This window comes from Methylomonas sp. HYX-M1 (genome assembly GCF_040741385.1).
GTDB lineage: Bacteria > Pseudomonadota > Gammaproteobacteria > Methylococcales > Methylomonadaceae > Methylomonas > Methylomonas rhizoryzae.
On sequence record NZ_CP160405.1, the window covers coordinates 4,261,360 to 4,278,216 of the forward strand.

At 55.4% G+C, this 16,857-nt stretch carries 12 protein-coding genes and 3 tRNA genes; 7 read left to right on the plus strand and 8 right to left on the minus strand.

Going from position 1 to position 16,857, the window contains the following annotated elements:
* Positions 1–340: 340 nt before the first annotated feature.
* The 3 genes from AB0A83_RS19225 to AB0A83_RS19235 all read right to left on the minus strand — a co-directional run bounded on the left by AB0A83_RS19225 (position 341) and on the right by AB0A83_RS19235 (position 592).
* A tRNA-His gene (locus AB0A83_RS19225) sits at positions 341–416 on the minus strand.
* A gap of 17 nt (positions 417–433) precedes the next feature.
* Positions 434–510 (minus strand) — tRNA-Arg (locus tag AB0A83_RS19230).
* Positions 511–515: 5 nt separating this feature from the next.
* Positions 516–592, minus strand: a tRNA-Pro gene (locus tag AB0A83_RS19235).
* A gap of 303 nt (positions 593–895) precedes the next feature.
* Here AB0A83_RS19235 and htpG point away from each other — a divergent pair.
* Positions 896–2,830 carry a molecular chaperone HtpG gene (gene htpG / locus AB0A83_RS19240; RefSeq protein ID WP_367154978.1) on the plus strand — a complete coding sequence of 645 codons (1,935 nt, stop codon included), beginning with the start codon at positions 896–898 and terminating at the stop codon, positions 2,828–2,830.
* Positions 2,831–2,934: 104 nt separating this feature from the next.
* On the opposite strand, the gene AB0A83_RS19245 is transcribed toward htpG, so the two are convergent.
* The 4 genes from AB0A83_RS19245 to uvrA form a co-directional block, all read right to left on the minus strand.
* Complete coding sequence (locus AB0A83_RS19245; protein ID WP_367154979.1) at positions 2,935–3,375, minus strand: hypothetical protein; 441 nt, start codon at positions 3,373–3,375, stop codon at positions 2,935–2,937.
* Positions 3,368–3,553, minus strand: a complete 186-nt coding sequence (locus tag AB0A83_RS19250) for a hypothetical protein (RefSeq protein WP_150051280.1) — start codon at positions 3,551–3,553, stop codon at positions 3,368–3,370. Before AB0A83_RS19250 ends, AB0A83_RS19245 begins: the two co-directional genes overlap by 8 nt.
* A gap of 397 nt (positions 3,554–3,950) precedes the next feature.
* Positions 3,951–4,541 carry a Uma2 family endonuclease gene (locus AB0A83_RS19255; protein WP_367154980.1) on the minus strand — a complete coding sequence of 197 codons (591 nt, stop codon included), beginning with the start codon at positions 4,539–4,541 and terminating at the stop codon, positions 3,951–3,953.
* A gap of 68 nt (positions 4,542–4,609) precedes the next feature.
* The gene (uvrA, locus tag AB0A83_RS19260; RefSeq protein WP_367154981.1) at positions 4,610–7,426 is read right to left on the minus strand and encodes an excinuclease ABC subunit UvrA; all 2,817 of its coding nucleotides are present in this window, start codon (positions 7,424–7,426) and stop codon (positions 4,610–4,612) included.
* A gap of 152 nt (positions 7,427–7,578) precedes the next feature.
* Between uvrA and arsC the strand changes: the two genes are divergently transcribed.
* From arsC to AB0A83_RS19290, 6 genes are all read left to right on the plus strand, one after another.
* Positions 7,579–7,926 carry an arsenate reductase (glutaredoxin) gene (gene arsC, locus AB0A83_RS19265; protein ID WP_197737390.1) on the plus strand — a complete coding sequence of 116 codons (348 nt, stop codon included), beginning with the start codon at positions 7,579–7,581 and terminating at the stop codon, positions 7,924–7,926.
* Positions 7,923–8,522 carry an NAD(P)H:quinone oxidoreductase gene (gene wrbA / locus AB0A83_RS19270; RefSeq protein WP_367154982.1) on the plus strand — a complete coding sequence of 200 codons (600 nt, stop codon included), beginning with the start codon at positions 7,923–7,925 and terminating at the stop codon, positions 8,520–8,522. Before arsC ends, wrbA begins: the two co-directional genes overlap by 4 nt.
* Positions 8,523–8,613: 91 nt before the next feature.
* Positions 8,614–9,540 carry a hypothetical protein gene (locus AB0A83_RS19275; RefSeq protein ID WP_367154983.1) on the plus strand — a complete coding sequence of 309 codons (927 nt, stop codon included), beginning with the start codon at positions 8,614–8,616 and terminating at the stop codon, positions 9,538–9,540.
* Between the two features lie 159 nt (positions 9,541–9,699).
* A complete protein-coding gene (locus AB0A83_RS19280; RefSeq protein WP_150051291.1) occupies positions 9,700–10,770 on the plus strand; it encodes an efflux RND transporter periplasmic adaptor subunit in 1,071 nt (356 codons plus the stop codon).
* Positions 10,767–13,913 (plus strand): efflux RND transporter permease subunit, encoded by a 3,147-nt coding sequence (locus tag AB0A83_RS19285; RefSeq protein WP_367154984.1) that lies wholly within the window; start codon positions 10,767–10,769, stop codon positions 13,911–13,913. Before AB0A83_RS19280 ends, AB0A83_RS19285 begins: the two co-directional genes overlap by 4 nt.
* Positions 13,914–14,037: 124 nt before the next feature.
* Positions 14,038–14,850: a sulfite exporter TauE/SafE family protein gene (locus AB0A83_RS19290; protein WP_367154985.1), complete on the plus strand. Its 813-nt coding sequence runs from the start codon at positions 14,038–14,040 to the stop codon at positions 14,848–14,850.
* A 50-nt stretch (positions 14,851–14,900) separates the two neighbouring features.
* Here the strand turns inward: AB0A83_RS19290 and typA are convergent, their stop codons facing one another.
* Entirely contained in the window at positions 14,901–16,718 is a 1,818-nt protein-coding gene (gene typA, locus AB0A83_RS19295; protein WP_150051294.1) for a translational GTPase TypA, read from the minus strand.
* Positions 16,719–16,857 lie beyond the last annotated feature (139 nt).

Below are 16,857 nucleotides of genomic sequence, written 5' to 3' on the forward strand. Positions count from 1 at the left end.
GCAAGATGTCGAGATGAAAGCCGCACCGGCCCGGACAAACCGAAAAGTATCCGACAGCCCGCCCAGCAAGACGAGACGAGCCTGCATCGCCGCCGGAAAGACAGGTAACATAAGACCAATAAAGAGCCAACTCACACGGCGACGTTACAGCGACCGAAATCGCAGCTTAGCACTTTATTGAAGAGTAAGGAGTCAAGGCTATAGAACGCAACTTGTATTCCAGAGATTAGGCACAGCCCTTATAGATAAAAGCCGGCAAATATCCAAATGAAAATGGGAAGGCTTGTTAGCGCAGAGGACGGCGTCCCTTAGTGCGGGACGAGGATAAACTTGAAAATATTGGGGTGAACGATGGGGCTCGAACCCACGACAACCGGAATCACAATCCGGGGCTCTACCAACTGAGCTACGCTCACCATAATGGAATTTGAAATGGCACGCTTGGCAGGACTCGAACCTGCGACCCTCGGCTTAGAAGGCCGATGCTCTATCCAGCTGAGCTACAAGCGCATAGTTGGTCGGGGTAGAGAGATTCGAACTCCCGACATTCTGCTCCCAAAGCAGACGCGCTACCAGACTGCGCTATACCCCGTTGCTATTTGACTCAGACAGTTGAACGTCATTCGGCGCATTATATGCAGATTTTTTTATTTGTCAATTTTTTGTCGGATATGCCGCGCGTATCGCGCCATATCCATATATAGCTACACCCCGCGCACCTATGGCGAATTCGCTCGCCTCGCCTCCCCTCCAATCATTCAACAACCCGGCATTCTCCTAACTCCCCCCCACCACTCAACTTTGCGAACCTTCGCAAGCCTCCTACCCTTGAAAAGTTTTCCCGCCACCCCCATAAAGCCTTCGTTCGATTAAACCACCATTACGAGCAACGATTATGACTGTTGAAGCAAAAAAAGAAACCTTAGGCTTTCAAACCGAAGTGAAACATTTGTTGCACTTGATGATTCACTCCCTGTACAGCAACAAAGAAATTTTCCTGCGCGAACTGATTTCCAACGGTTCGGATGCCGCCGACAAACTGCGTTTCGAAGCGCTGGCCAACGACAGCCTGTACGAAGGCGACAGCGACCTGAAAATCCGCGTCGATTTCGACGAAAGCAAAAAAACCATCACCATCACCGATAACGGCATCGGCATGAGCCGCGAGGAAGTACAGGATCACATCGGCACCATCGCCAAATCCGGTACCAAACAATTCTTCGAAAAATTGACCGGCGATCAGGCCAAGGACAGCGAACTGATCGGCCAATTCGGGGTCGGCTTTTACTCATCATTCATCGTCGCTGACAAAGTGACGTTGACCACCCGCAAGGCCGGTGCATCACACGACCAAGGCGTGCGCTGGGAATCCGACGGCCTGGGCGAATACAGCATCGAATCGGTCGAAAAGGCGACGCGCGGCACCGAAATTGTGCTGCATCTGAAAGAGGGCGAGGACGAATTTTTAAGCAGTTGGAAGCTGCGCTCCATCATCAAAAAATATTCCGACCACATCTCCCTGCCCATCGTCATGAGCAAGGACATCCCGGCCGAGAAAGACGACGACGGCAACGAAACCGCGCCGGCCCGGGTCGAAGACGAAACCGTCAACAGCGCTTCCGCTTTGTGGACCAAAAACAAGGACGACATCAGCGCCGAAGATTACAACGAGTTCTACAAACACGTCGCGCACGACTTCCAGGATCCGCTGGTTCACGTCCACAGCAAGGTCGAAGGCACCAACGAATACAGCCTGCTGCTCTACGTTCCGGGCCGGGCGCCGTTCGACTTGTGGGACCGCGATGCCAAACACGGCGTCAAGCTGTACATCAAAAAAGTCTTCATTACCGACGACGCCGAACAATTGATGCCGCGCTACCTGCGCTTCATCCGCGGCGTGATCGATGCCGACAGCTTGCCGCTGAACGTGTCGCGCGAAATCCTGCAACAAAGCAAGCAGATCAGCAACATCAAGGCCGGCGCCGTGAAAAAAGTGCTGGGCATGCTGGAAGATTTGGCCGAGAACGATGCCGACAACTACCAAAAATTCTGGGAGCAATTCGGTAACGTCATCAAGGAAGGCCCGATCGAAGACCACAAAAACAAGGAGCGCGTCGCCAAATTGTTGCGCTTCTCGTCCACCCATACCGACGATAAAACCCAGAACGTGTCGCTGGCCGACTACGTCAGCCGGATGAAGGAAGGTCAGGACAAAATTTACTTCATCACCGCCGACAGCTTCGCCGCCGCCAAGAACAGCCCGCACCTGGAAGTGTTCCGCAAGAAAGGCATCGAGGTATTGCTGCTGACCGACCGCATCGACGAATGGCTGGTGTCCAGCTTGACCGATTTCGACGACAAGCACCTGCAATCCATCGCCAAAGGCGAACTGGACCTGGACAAATTCGATAGCGAAGAAGAGAAAAAACACCAGGAAGAAGTCAGCAAGGACTTCGAATCGGTGGTCAAGCAAATCAAGGACGTACTCAGCGACAAAGTCAGCGAAGTCAAAATCAGCCACCGCCTGACCGACTCGCCGGCTTGTCTGGTGACCGGCGCCTACGACATGAGTCTGCACATGGAGCGCATCATGAAGGAAGCCGGCCAGGCCGGCGGCCTATTCGGCATGGGTGGCAGCAAGCCGATCTTCGAAATCAACCCGGATCATGCCATTGTCCAGGCCTTGAAAAACGAGCAAGATGACACGCGCTTTGCCGACATCAGCCACATCCTGTTCGACCAAGCCATCCTCAGCGAAGGCGGCCAGTTGGAAGACCCGGCGGCATTTGTGCACAAGTTGAATGGGTTGTTGCAGGGGTTGTTGAAATAAGCTGTTTTTGATTGGAAAAGGCCGGGAAACCGGCCTTTTTTGTTGACTCGGATTGGATTGTAAGAGCGTCGGGGGTGGCTGATCAAGAGCAAGATAAACAAATATCAATCGTCGTCGTTCTTGTTGGAAGCGTCTGATTTGAATTTTGCCTTGGCGATGAAATACCCGGTGACTGCGCCGATGCCGTATTTGAATAGCTCAATGAATAAGCCAATCAACTCGGATAACACGGCTTCTTTGTCTTTGGAAATAACGTATCCACCAAAGATCAAAAGCATGAGAATAACTACACCTAAAAAGATCAGTGCGTATTTGGTCAGCTTGGTGGCTTGTACACGCGTTCTGGATCGGTCTTCCAACTGAGCGTCGATAGATTTCTCAGCTAATGCTTTATCGGTGTCGATTTCCCGATTTTTGAGCCGCATTTGCTCTTTTTGGATTTCCATTTCCATGCGCTGGTTTTCCAGCCATTTATCCATCAAATCCGCTTCGCGTTGCGGATCAAGGCGTGCCGTTTCTTGACGCGGTACGGGCGGTTTAGCCATCAATCAGTTCAAAGTCTTTAAATTCGACGCGGAAGCGGCCAAAGCTATTTTCGCCGACTTTAGGCGGCACAAAGCGGGTGGACTCAATTTTGTTACGGCGAGTCTCCACTAGGCTCACTAGTTCCTCAGGAGAAACGATGCGGTATTTGATGGGTTTTAACGTTCGGATTTTTTTCATGGCGAAAAGTATAGGCTTGCAAGCTTATCAAAGCAATGATACTGAGGCAATTTGTCGCGTGATTGATGGCGATATAAGCCATGTAGATACGCACCGCGTACCTTCTGGCTTTTCCCATCGGGAAAGGCCCTCATTTGGTACGCATTGCGTATCCTACATCTTTGCGGCCAAGCCCGGAAGGAAGGCATACTAGCAAAAGAAGCAACCGATTCCGGCTATCCAATCGGTTACTGAGCGTTCATTGGCGACCCGGACGGCCATATTTTGTAAATTGCATACGGACAAGAGGTCGGTTTGACCATAGAGCAATCGCAAGTAGGTTGAACTGTACTCGCCTGAAGCAAGTAACCTCGATAAAATCCGGGATCTGCAATCCGAGATAACGACGCTTCAAACTTCAATAGTCCTTAGGCAAGCGCGCCGCCAACTCATCCCAACGAATCGCGATCTCTGGCAATATGCCGACCGGGGTTACGCCTTCCAGCGGGTAAAGATCGGGTTTACCGTATTCACCGTTTTGCAACAGGTAAACGGTCAGTATGCGGTCTATGGGATGCACCAGCCAGTATTCACGGACACCGTGGCGTTGGTAGAGGTCGCGTTTATTAATTTGGTCGTGGCTGGCGGTGGATGGCGACAACACTTCCACGATCCAGTCCGGCGCACCGCGCACGCCGCGTCTGTCCAGTTTGCCGGCGTCGCAAACCACCAGCACATCGGGTTGCACGACGCTGTCGATGAGCGCATCGGCTTCGTCGCGTTTCGGCAAGCGCACGTCCAGCGGGGCGATAAAGACACGGCAGGGTTTGCCTTGCAATGCCTGTCGAGCTTGGAAATAAATTTCGCCGGCAACATCTTGATGCGCCAGGTCCGGGGCCGGCGACATTAAATATGCGTTGCCGTCGATCAATTCGTAACGCACATCCTCGGGCCACTGCAAATAGTCACCGTAGCTGTGTCGTTGCCGGTCTTTAAGCACTACAGCCATCGCTCGTCTCCTGCTTCCACCCGTTATTGAACCATCCTAACCGGCCCATCCAGCGGCGGCAAGTTGCCTCAATTGAAAAACCGCCGCAAATATTTTCCGGTATGCGAAGTCTTGTGTTTGGCGATCTGCCGGGGCGTACCTTCCGCGACCAGGGTGCCGCCGCCGCTGCCGCCTTCCGGGCCCATGTCGACGATCCAGTCGGCGGTTTTGATCACGTCCAGATTGTGCTCGATGATGATGACGGTATTGCCGTGGTCGCGCAGGGTGTGCAGTACGCTGAGCAGTTGCTTGATGTCGTGAAAGTGCAGGCCGGTGGTTGGTTCGTCCAGAATATACAAAGTGGTGCCGGTATCGCGCTTGGAGAGCTCTTTCGCCAGTTTGACCCGCTGCGCTTCGCCGCCGGACAGCGTTACGGCGTTCTGGCCCAGGGTGATGTAGCTTAGGCCCACGTCGATCAAGGTTTGCAGCTTGCGCGATAAACTCGGTATCGCCGAGAAAAACCCCGCCGCATCCTCCACTGTCATCTCCAATACTTCGTGGATGGTCTTGCCTTTGTAGCGGATTTCCAGGGTTTCGCGGTTGTAGCGTTTGCCGTGGCAGATGTCGCAGGGCACGAAGATGTCGGGCAAAAAGTGCATTTCCACCTTGATCACGCCGTCGCCGGCGCAGGCCTCGCAACGCCCGCCCTTGACGTTGAAGCTGAAGCGGCCGGGCGTGTAGCCGCGCGAACGGGCTTCCGGCACCGCCGCGAACAGTTCGCGGATCGGCGTAAAAATGCCGGTGTAGGTGGCCGGATTGGAGCGCGGGGTGCGGCCGATCGGGCTTTGGTCGATGTCGACCACCTTGTCGAACTGCTCCAGGCCTTCGATGGCCTGGCACGGCGCCGGAATACAGCTGGCGCCGTTGATCAAGCGGGCCGCATGGCTGTACAAGGTATCGTTGACCAGCGTCGACTTGCCGGAGCCGGACACGCCGGTGACGCAGGTCATAAGGCCGACCGGAAACTGGACGGTCACATTGTTTAAATTGTTGCCGCCGGCGCCTTTGATAACCAATTGCTTGGCCGGATCGTTGGGCGTGGTCTTGTTCGGTACGGCTATGCTTTGGCTGCCGGCCAGATATTGACCGGTCAACGAATGGGCATCCGCCAGAATTTGCTGCGGCGTGCCTTGGGCGACGATTTGCCCGCCGTGCACGCCGGCGCCGGGGCCTATGTCGACCACGTGATCGGCGGCGCGAATGGCGTCTTCGTCGTGTTCGACCACGATGACGGTGTTACCGAGGTCGCGCAGCCTGAACAAGGTGTTCAATAGTCTTTCGTTGTCGCGCTGGTGTAATCCGATGGACGGTTCGTCCAGCACGTACATGACCCCGACCAAGCCGGCGCCGATCTGGCTGGCGAGACGGATACGCTGGGCTTCGCCGCCGGACAGGGTGTCCGCACTTCGATCCAGGGTTAGGTAATCCAGGCCGACATTGACTAAAAATTCCAGGCGCTCCTGAATTTCCTTATTGATTTTGGCAGCGATTTCGCCGCGGTGGCCGGGAATGTGCAAGGCTTGAAAAAAGCCGAGCGCATCTCTAATCGGCAGCCGAGTCAGGTGATGCAGCGGCTTATCCTCGACGAACACATTGCGCGCGCCCAGATTCAAACGCGCGCCGTCGCAAACCGTGCAGGTCTGTTGCGCCAGATATTTAGCCAGCTCGTCGCGCACCACTTGCGAGTCGCTCTCGCGGTAGCGGCGCTCCATATTTGGGATCACCCCTTCGAACGGATGGCGCACGGTCTTGGGTTTAGCGTTGCCCATCTGGAATTGAAACTCGATGGTTTCGTCGCCGCTGCCGTACAAAATCACCGCCTGTAGATCGCGCGGGATATGCGAGAACGGCGCTTCCGGGTCGAAGCCGTAGTGCGCGGCCAAGGCACAGACGATTTGGTAATAATAGGCGTTGCGTCTATCCCAGCCGCGCACCGCTCCGCCGGCCAAGCTGAGTTCCGGATTGTGCACGATCAACTGCGGGTCGAAATGCTGACGCACCCCCAGGCCGTCGCAGCTGGGGCAAGCGCCTTTGGGATTGTTGAACGAAAAGATGCGCGGCTCCAACTCGCTGAGGTTGTAGCCGCAATGCGGACAGGCGTAGCGCTCGGAGAACAACAATTCCGTGCTCGTTTCCATCGATGCGGCAATTGCCAAACCTTCCGAGAGTCTTAGCGCGGTTTCAAACGATTCGGCCAGTCTGAGGGCGATGTCGCCGCGAATTTTGAAGCGGTCGACGATCACTTCTATGGTGTGTTTTTTACGCAGATCCAAGGCAGGCGGTTCGTCCAGTTCGTAAACTTCGCCGTCGATACGGGCCCGCAAAAAACCTTGGGCTTTCAAATCTTCCAGCAATAGTGCGTGTTCGCCCTTGCGCTGGTTGACTACCGGTGCCAGCAGCATCCAGCGTTCGCCTTCCGGCTGCGCCAATACCTGATCGACCATCTGGCTGACAGTCTGCGCCTGTAAAGACACGCCGTGTTCCGGACAGCGCGGAATGCCGACCCGGGCGTACAGCAGACGCAGGTAATCATAAATCTCGGTTATGGTACCGACCGTGGAACGCGGGTTGTGCGAGGTGGATTTTTGTTCGATGGAAATGGCTGGCGACAAGCCTTCGATATGGTCGACGTCCGGCTTTTCCATCATCGACAAAAACTGGCGAGCGTAAGCCGACAACGACTCCACATAGCGGCGCTGGCCCTCCGCGTAAATCGTGTCGAAAGCCAACGACGATTTGCCGGAGCCGGACAAGCCGGTAATGACGATCAATTTGTCGCGCGGCAAATCGAGATCGATGTTTTTCAGATTGTGAGTGCGGGCGCCGCGTATGCTGATGGTTTCCACTACGTTGGTTTCCTGCGGATGGGATCAACCGAATACTATACGGGCAATCGCGGGAATTGGGCAAAGGTCGGTTGTGGCCGGGATTGGCGCAATGGCGGCAGTCCACCGCCACGGTGTTATGATTGCTATCCTGACCAGATACGGAGTTAATGATGAAAGTCACCATTTATCACAACCCGCGATGCGGCAAGTCCAGGGACACTTTGAAGTTGTTGCAGGCCAAGGGCATTGAGCCCGATGTCGTCGAATACTTGAAGCATCCGCCGACCGCCGACGAATTGCGGACGATTTTGGCTAAACTGGGCATGGCGCCGCGCGAGTTGATGCGGACCAAGGAAGCCGAATACCGGGAAAACGGCTTGGACGACCCAGGCTTGAGCGAGTCCGAATTGATCGAAGCGATGCTGCGCATTCCCAAATTGATCGAGCGGCCCATCGTGTTGGCCAACGGTAAAGCGGCGATCGGCCGGCCGCCGGAAGCGGTGTTAGGCATCTTATGACGGCGAAAATTCTGATCGTTTATTTCAGCCGTAACGGTAGCACCGCCAAACTGGCGCAGCATATCGGCCGCGGGGTGGCTTCGGTCGCCGGGGCCGAGGCGGTGCTGCGCACCGTGCCGCAAGTATCGCCGTTATGCGAACAAGTAGAGGACAGCATTCCGGCCTGCGGCGCGCCTTATGCCAGCTTGCAGGATTTGGAAACCTGCGACGGTTTGGCGCTGGGCAGCCCGACCCATTTCGGCAATATGGCGGCACCGTTGAAACACTTTATCGACGGCACGACCGCCCTTTGGTTTTCCGGCGCCTTGTCCGGCAAGCCGGCCGGCGTGTTCACCTCGACCGGTAGCATGCACGGCGGGCAGGAAACCACCTTGTTGTCCATGATGTTGCCGTTGATGCACCACGGCATGTTGCTGATGAGTTTGCCGTGCAACGAAATCGCCTTGCGCGAGACGGTCAGCGGCGGCACGCCTTACGGCCCCAGCCATTGCTCGGATAACGACAGCGATTTGACCGAACACGAAAAGCGCTTATGCTGGGTACTGGGACAGCGCTTGGCATCCGCGGCCTTGGCATTAAAGGCCGAGAAACGATAAGACGTTACGATGTTGCTCGAGACCGATTAAAACGCTACGGCGCATTCGAGCCATTCCGTGATCCGGAGTTTGTCTAAAGAGGGGCTGTGTTATGACTAGTATTGCCGTGAGTTCCGACGTTTTCAGTCAATTGCATATCGACGTGGCTCGCAACTCCACCGACGACTTCAATCTGTTTCACGATAGCCGTAACTGGGACAAGATTAAAGACAATCCGTTCGGCGGGCCTATTACCATGGGCTTTCAGCTGGAGTCGCTGTTGGAAGGCAAAATTGCCGCGTTCCGCCGACAAAACGGCGAAGAGCAGTTGATAGCCGAACGCGAGCTTCATTTCAGCAATTACCAGTTTTCGTTCGCCAATGCGATTAAAGCCGGACAATTGGTGGAAATCGAAATCAAGCCGTCGCAATTCAAAGCCGATAGCTTGACGCTAGGCAATCGTATCTCGGTAAAAAGCGATAGCAGTTTGGCCTTGCTCGGCTATAAAAAAGAAACGGCCCAGCCTTTGTTTTTGGCGGATGCGGACTTTGCCGCTTTCGGCGATATACGTACGCAACCGGACCGCAGCTTTTTACCCAGCGGACACTTTCTGAAACGCAAATTCATGACCACCAGCAACGGCAAGAATTTTTTGTGCGGCTCGCTCCGCGATCAAACCGAGTTTTTCGACGAAATTCAAGACAAAGTTCGGTTTCCGGAAATGTTTCCCTGCGCATTGCTGTCCAGCGCGTTGCTGGAGAAGGCATTGAAAAATCGCCACGATTTCGAAAAGAATCCTATGGTTTACACCTCCCATAAAATCAGCTTGGACCGACGCTTGCTGGCCAAGCTCAAAAGCAACGACGTTTTGCATCTTTTGATCAAACCGGCGCCGGGTTCGGCCGAACACGATTTCGGCGAAGATTTTGCGGCGGCGCTGGATTACGAATGCTTCGGATTGGTCGCCGAAAACGCCGTGTTGTTTCGCGCGTTGATTTGCTTGGCGCCTTTGGAATTGATCGTCAAAGCACTGGGATGACCGCCCGGCGCAAGCTTTAGACCGGTAAGTCGTCGGCCCGGTTTTATCCGCTAGCGATTGAGCTTTGCTACACTGTGAAGCTGTACCGGCCGGAGCGCCGCGTTTTCTTGATCCGTTCGAGTTATTCAACCCGTACCTTTCATCAATCTTCTTATCACGATGCGATTGAATTCATTGCTTATGCTGGCAACAGCTGCAATTTTGGGCTGTCAGCGCGAAATCCCGCCGGAAGCGCCGCCCCGGCCGGCGTTGGTGGTCACCGTAGGCGAACAAACCGAGGCCGCACCGGCCATTTTGGTCGGCGAGGTGCGTTCCCGTTACGAATCGGCACAAGGGTTTAGGATTCCCGGCAAGATCGTGCAACGCTACGTCGAGGTAGGCGCCTTGGTTGAGCAAGGTCAGCTGTTAGCCCGGTTGGATAACCAGGATAGGTCTTTATCGACCGAAGCGGCCCGCGCACAAACCGCGTCAGCCCAAGCCGATTGGGTATTGACTCAAGCGGAGCTGCAACGCCAGCAAGCCTTGTACGAAAAGCACTTCATTTCCAAACAGGCGCTGGACGTGCAGATAGCCAAGGAGAAAGCCGCGGCGGCTCAGGTTCGGCAACTGCGAGCGCAAGCGGCCGTGACCGGCAATCAAACCCAGTACACCGATTTGCCGGCCGATCGTGCCGGCGTGGTGACCTGGATTCGCGCCGAGCCCGGCCAAGTCGTCGACGCCGGGGAAACCATAGTCCGCATTGCGGTACCGGAGACTTTGGAGGTCGACATCGCCGTGCCCGAATCGCGCATGCAAGGCATAGTCCCCGGTAGAACGGCTCTGGTTAAATTGTGGGCCCAACCGGCAAACATATACCAAGCCCTGGTGCGCGAGGTCGCGCCGGCGGCCGACAGCGCCACCCGGACCTTTGCGGTCAGAGTGGCTTTTCAGGACGCCGATCAGAACGTGCGTTTGGGTATGACGGCCGGCGTGCGGTTTGCGGACGAGTTCGATCAATTATGGTTGTTGCCGTCGCCCGCGGTAACCCAACGGGATGGCCGCGCGGTGGTTTGGGTAGTGGACGGCAACAACCAGGTGCAGCCGAGACCGGTTACCGTCGGCAGCTACCGCGAGGACGGCGTCACGCTGACGCAAGGTTTGGAGAAAGGCGAAAGAGTTGTGGCGGTAGGGGTACACAGTTTGTTGCCGGGCCAAACAGTTACCCCGCAAGCCTTGCAGGGTAGCCGATGAAGGCATTCAATCTGTCCGAATGGGCGCTGGCGCGCCCGGCCTTAGTACTGTTCGTGATGCTAATGTTGACCGCGGTAGGCATGATTTCCTACACCCGCTTGGGGCAGTCGGAAGATCCGCCGTTTACGTTTAAGGTTATGCTGATCAGAACCGGGTGGCCGGGCGCCAGCGCACGGGAAGTCGAGCAGCAGCTTACCGATAAACTGGAAAAGAAATTGCAGGAAGTACCTTGGCTGGATTACGTGCGCAGTTTCTCCAGGCCGGGCGAGTCGATGATTTTCTTGCTGGTCAAAGATTCCGCTCCGGCCGGTGAAATCCCCAATGTTTGGTATCAAGCCCGAAAGAAAATCGGCGATATTCGCCATACCTTGCCCGTTGGGGTGGAAGGCCCCAGCTTCAACGATGAATTCGGCGATGTTTATGGGAATTTATATGCACTGACCGGCAAGGATTACGACTATGCCGAGTTGAAACGCCAAGCCGATTCCGTCAGGGCGGAATTGCTTGGCATCAAGGACGTGGCCAAGGTGGATTTTTTCGGCGAACAGGCACAGCGCGTTTATATCGATATTTCCAACGCCAAATTAGCCACGCTGGGCATAGACACCGCGACTTTGTTGAGAACCTTGCAAACTCAAAACCTGGTGACGGAAGCGGGCAGTTTCGATGCCGGCGAGGAACATATCCGCATTTCGGTCAGCGGCCGTTTCGATGCGGTACAACAACTGCGAGAAGTGCGGTTGCGCGCCAACGACCGGGAATTTCGCCTGGGAGACGTCGCGCAAGTCAGCCGCGGCTTTGAAGATCCGCCGGTAGAGAAAGTGCGTTTTCAGGGAAAGGAAGCCTTGTTGATCGGCGTCGTCATGCGGCCTGGCGGCGACGTCATCGCATTGGGACGGCAGTTGGAACGGGCGGTGCAAAGCATACAAGCCCGCTTGCCGGTGGGATTGGAATTGGCGACGGTGTCGTCGCAACCGCGCGCCGTTCAGCGTTCGGTGGACGATTTCGTCAAATCACTGACCGAAGCGGTGGTGATCGTGTTGGCGGTGAGCCTGCTATCCCTGGGGCTACGTACCGGTATCGTCGTGGCGGTGTCGATTCCGGTAGTGTTGGCGATTACCTTCTGGTTCATGCATTTATTCGGGGTCGGCTTGCACAAGATTTCCTTGGGCGCGTTGATTTTAGCCTTGGGCTTATTGGTGGACGACGCGATCATCGCGGTGGAAATGATGGCCTCCAAGATGGAACAGGGCTGGGAACGGGCCCGGGCGGCGGCGTTTGCCTATACCTCAACCGCCATGCCCATGCTGTCCGGTACCTTGGTGACCGCGGCCGGATTTTTGCCGATTGCTACCGCCGAATCGTCGACCGGCGAATACACCCGGTCGATTTTCCAAGTCGTGGTGATTGCCTTATTGGTGTCCTGGCTGGCGGCGGTAGTGTTTGTACCCTACCTCGGTTTTCGACTATTGCCGGACTTTTCCCGCGACCACGGCCATGATTCGCAAGGATGGTCGGCTTGGCTGAAACGGCGCTTAGCGAAAAATACGCATGCCGACGATGGCGACAAATCCACCGCACCCGGCCGGCAACACGGCGTGTACGACACGCCTTTCTATCATCTGTTCCGCAAGCTAGTGACGTTTTGCGTGCGGCGGCGATGGTGGGTTATCGGCGCCACCGTAGCATTGTTCGGCATTTCGATAGCCGCGTTTTCTTTGGTACAACAGCAGTTTTTTCCCGATTCCACCCGGCCGGAATTGATCGTCGACCTCCGCTTGGCGGAAGGCGCCTCGTTTACCGCCACCGAAGCCGAAGTCAAGAAATTGGAAGCTTGGCTGGATAAACAAAGCGGCATCGAAAATTACGTCGCTTATGTCGGCACCGGCAGCCCGCGCTTCTACTTGCCGCTGGACCAACAGCTGAAGCAACGCAGTTTCGCCGAGTTCGTGGTGTTGACCGAAGGCGCGGCGCAACGCGAACAAATTCGCAGGGATTTGATTGCATTGTTTCAACGCGATTTCAGTGCGCTCAGGGGCAGCGTATTCCGCTTGGAGAACGGGCCGCCGGTCGGATTTCCGGTGCAGTTCAGGGTGTCCGGGCCGGACATCGACACGCTGCGCACCCTAGCCTATCGGGTAGCCGAGGTAATGCGCGGCAATCCCTATTTGTCCAATGTGCAGCTGGATTGGGACGAGCCGATCAAAGTCGTGCGGCTGCACGTCGATCAATCCAAAGTACGCTTATTAGGCACCAGTTCGGCGGAAGTGGCGAATTTGATCGACGGTGCACTTCAAGGCTTGTTCGTCACACATTTTCGCGAAGGTATAGAGTTGATAGACGTACTGGCCCGCGGCGCGCAAACCGAACGCAAACATTTGTCCAGGCTGGAAAATCTGATGATTCCGCTATCCGGCGGGCGTAGCGTGCCGTTGTCGCAATTGGCGACCTTCGAATACGCATTCGAACCGGGGGTGATTTGGCGGCGCAATAGAATCCCGACTATTACCGTGCGCGGCAATCTTTACGGCGACATTCAGGCGCCCACGGTTTCCGCGAGCGTCGAAGCCGAGCTAGCCCAAATCAAGCGGGATTTACCGCTAGGCTATCGCCTGGAAACCGGCGGCGCCGTAGAAGAATCGGCCAAGGGCGGAGAATCGGTCGCCGCGGGTATGCCGTTGTTTTTTTGCACCGTGCTGACCGTGTTGATGGTGCAGTTGCAGAGCTTTTCCCGCGTAGCCTTGGTCGTGTTGACCGCGCCGCTCGGCATGATAGGGGTGACTGCGTTTTTGTTGTTGTTCAATCAGCCATTCGGCTTTGTGGCAATGTTGGGCACGATTGCGCTGTCCGGCATGATTATGCGCAATTCGGTGATATTGGTAGATCAGATCGATCAGGATTTGCGCGACGGCCTGACAGCAATGCAAGCCGTGGTCGAATCGACGGTACGCCGTTTCCGCCCTATCGTACTTACTGCGGCCGCGGCGATTCTGGCCATGATCCCATTGACCCGTAGCGCGTTCTTCGGCCCGATGGCGGTATCCATTATGGGAGGCTTGACGGTAGCGACGTTGCTGACCTTGCTGTTCTTGCCGGCGTTATATGCCGCCTGGTTTAAAGTGGAAACCGATCCGGTCCCCTGAAGTTATACGCCCGGCCGCATCAATATCGAATTTAGGCATATTTAAATGCTTTTTTATTATTAAATTTTCAGCGCAGCCGTTGCTATAGTAGGCCGCAATTGTTACTGACTTAAGGATTGATGCCATGAATTTGCTGTATACCGCTTCCGGTTTTGTCGTCGGTTTGTTGGTCGGGGTAACCGGCGTCGGCGGCGGTTCGTTGATGACGCCATTGCTGGTGTTTTTGTTCGGATTCAAGCCGGCGGTCGCGGTCGGTACCGATTTGCTCTATGCCGCGATCACTAAAACCGCCGGGGTGTTCGTCCATCACGGCAAACACCGCTCGGTGGATTGGCGCATCGTGGGCTGGTTGGCGCTGGGCAGTTTGCCGTTTGCCGGCGCCACCTTGTACGTGCTGAAGCATTTGATGACGGTGGGCAAAGAAATCACCGGCATGATTACTTTCACTTTGGGAGTGGCACTGCTGCTGACCGCCAGTGCATTGTTGATTCGTAGCGTGTTGTTGAAGTTGGCCGCCAAGGCGCCGCAAGTCGACGACGAGCTTAGCAATCCGGACAATGCCGGCCGCTTTTCGCCGCGTTGGGAAAAGGTCGCCACGGTGCTGACCGGCGCGGTGTTAGGCGTGCTGGTTACCTTGTCGTCGGTCGGAGCCGGCGCGTTGGGGACGGTGGCCTTGTTATTTTTGTATCCCAGGATGAGCACGCTCAAAATCGTCGGCACCGATTTAGCGCACGCAATTCCGTTGACGGCGGTCGCAGGCTTGGGGCACTTGAGTCTGGGCAACTTTGATTGGCAGCTATTGGTTAGTTTATTGGTGGGTTCCATCCCGGGTATTTGGGTGGGTAGCCATTTGAGCGCCAAAATTCCCGAACAATTTTTACGGCCGGCGTTAGCCACCTTGCTGATGATAATCGGGGTTAAGTTCGTGTTGGTTTAATTAAAACGCCGCTGTTCTTGAACGAACAGCGGCGTTTTTTTGGCGGTTGCTTACTCGGCCGAACGGGATGCGCGCTTGCGCTCGTTTTCGGTCAACAACTTTTTGCGTAATCTGATCGATTGCGGCGTGACTTCCACCAACTCGTCGTCGTCGATAAACTCCAAGGCTTGTTCCAAGCTCATTTTAATCGGCGGGGTCAGCAAGATGTTTTCGTCGGAGCCGGCGGCACGAATGTTAGTAAGCTGCTTGGCTTTGGTCGGATTGACCACCAGATCGTTATCGCGGGAATGAATGCCGATCACCATGCCTTCGTAGACTTCGGTGGCGTGTTCTATGAACAAGCGGCCGCGCTCCTGCAGGTTGAACAGGGCATAGCCCAGGGCCTTGCCCTGCACCATAGACACCAACACGCCGTTGATGCGTCCGCCGACGTTGCCTTTTTTCATCGGCCCGTAATGGTCGAATACGTGGTAGAACAGCCCGGAACCCGAGGTGGAGGTCATGAATTCGGTTTGAAAACCGATCAAGCCGCGCGACGGCACCATGTACTCCAACCGGGTACGGCCCTTGCCGTCCGGCACCATGTTCAGCAAATCGCCTTTGCGTTCGCCGAGTTTTTCCATGATGGCCCCCTGGTGCTCGTCTTCCAGTTCGATGGTGACCATTTCGAACGGTTCGTGCAACTCGCCGTCCACTTCCTTCAAAATCACTTCCGGTCGGGATACGCCTAACTCGTAACCTTCGCGCCGCATGTTTTCGATCAGAATGGACAAGTGCAATTCCCCGCGACCGGAGACCTTGAATTTATCCGGATCTTCGGTGTCCTCGACCCGCAACGCCACGTTGTGCTGCAGCTCTTTATGCAAACGGTCGCGAATTTGCCGCGAGGTAACAAACTTGCCTTCCTTGCCGGCGAACGGCGAGGTGTTGACTTGAAAAGTCATACTGACGGTAGGTTCGTCGACTTTTAACGGCGGCAAGGCTTCCACCGCATCTTGCTGACATAAGGTGTCGGAAATTTCCAATTTATCGATGCCGGTGAAGGCAATGATATCCCCTGCTTGCGCTTGCGGTACTTCGACGCGTTCCAGGCCTTTAAAACCGAAAATCTGCAGTATGCGACAGCTGCGGGTGGCGCCCTCGCGGTTGATTAAGGCCAACGCTTGATTGGTTTTGACCGTGCCGCGCTGAATGCGGCCTATACCGATTACGCCGACGTAGCTGTTGTAATCCAAACTGGATACTTGCATTTGAAACGGGCCGTTCAAATCCACGTCGGGAGGACTGACTTTATCGACTATGGTCTGGAACAAGGGGGTCATATCGCCGCCTTCCACGCTGCTGTCCAAACCGGCGTAACCTTTCAAAGCCGAAGCATAGACGATGGGGAAATCCAGCTGTTCGTCGGTAGCGCCCAAGCGGTCGAACAAATCGAAGGTTTGGTCGATAACCCAGTCCGGACGAGCGCCGGGCCGGTCGATTTTGTTGATTACCACAATCGGATGCAGACCTAAGGCAAAGGCTTTTTGGGTGACGAAACGGGTTTGCGGCATCGGGCCGTCCACTGCGTCTACCAGCAGCAATACCGAATCGACCATCGACAATACCCGTTCGACTTCGCCGCCGAAGTCGGCGTGGCCCGGGGTGTCGACGATGTTGATGTGATAGCCGTTCCAATCGATCGCGGTGTTTTTGGCCAGGATGGTGATGCCGCGTTCTTTTTCCAGAGCATTGGAATCCATGACCCGTTCGTCGACTTTTTCGTGGGCGCCGAATGTGCCGGATTGTTGCAGCAATTGATCGACGAGAGTGGTTTTGCCATGGTCGACGTGCGCGATGATGGCGATGTTTCTAAGTTTTTCTATCACAGGAATTTAAGGGCTAAAAATGAAATGGGTCGGGTGGAATACAGGGAGTAATCTTGTACCGCATCGCGGCGAAGCGGGCGCCGGCTATTATGCGCGGACAATTACGACAATCGTATGTTTTCGTATGCGCATTACTCTA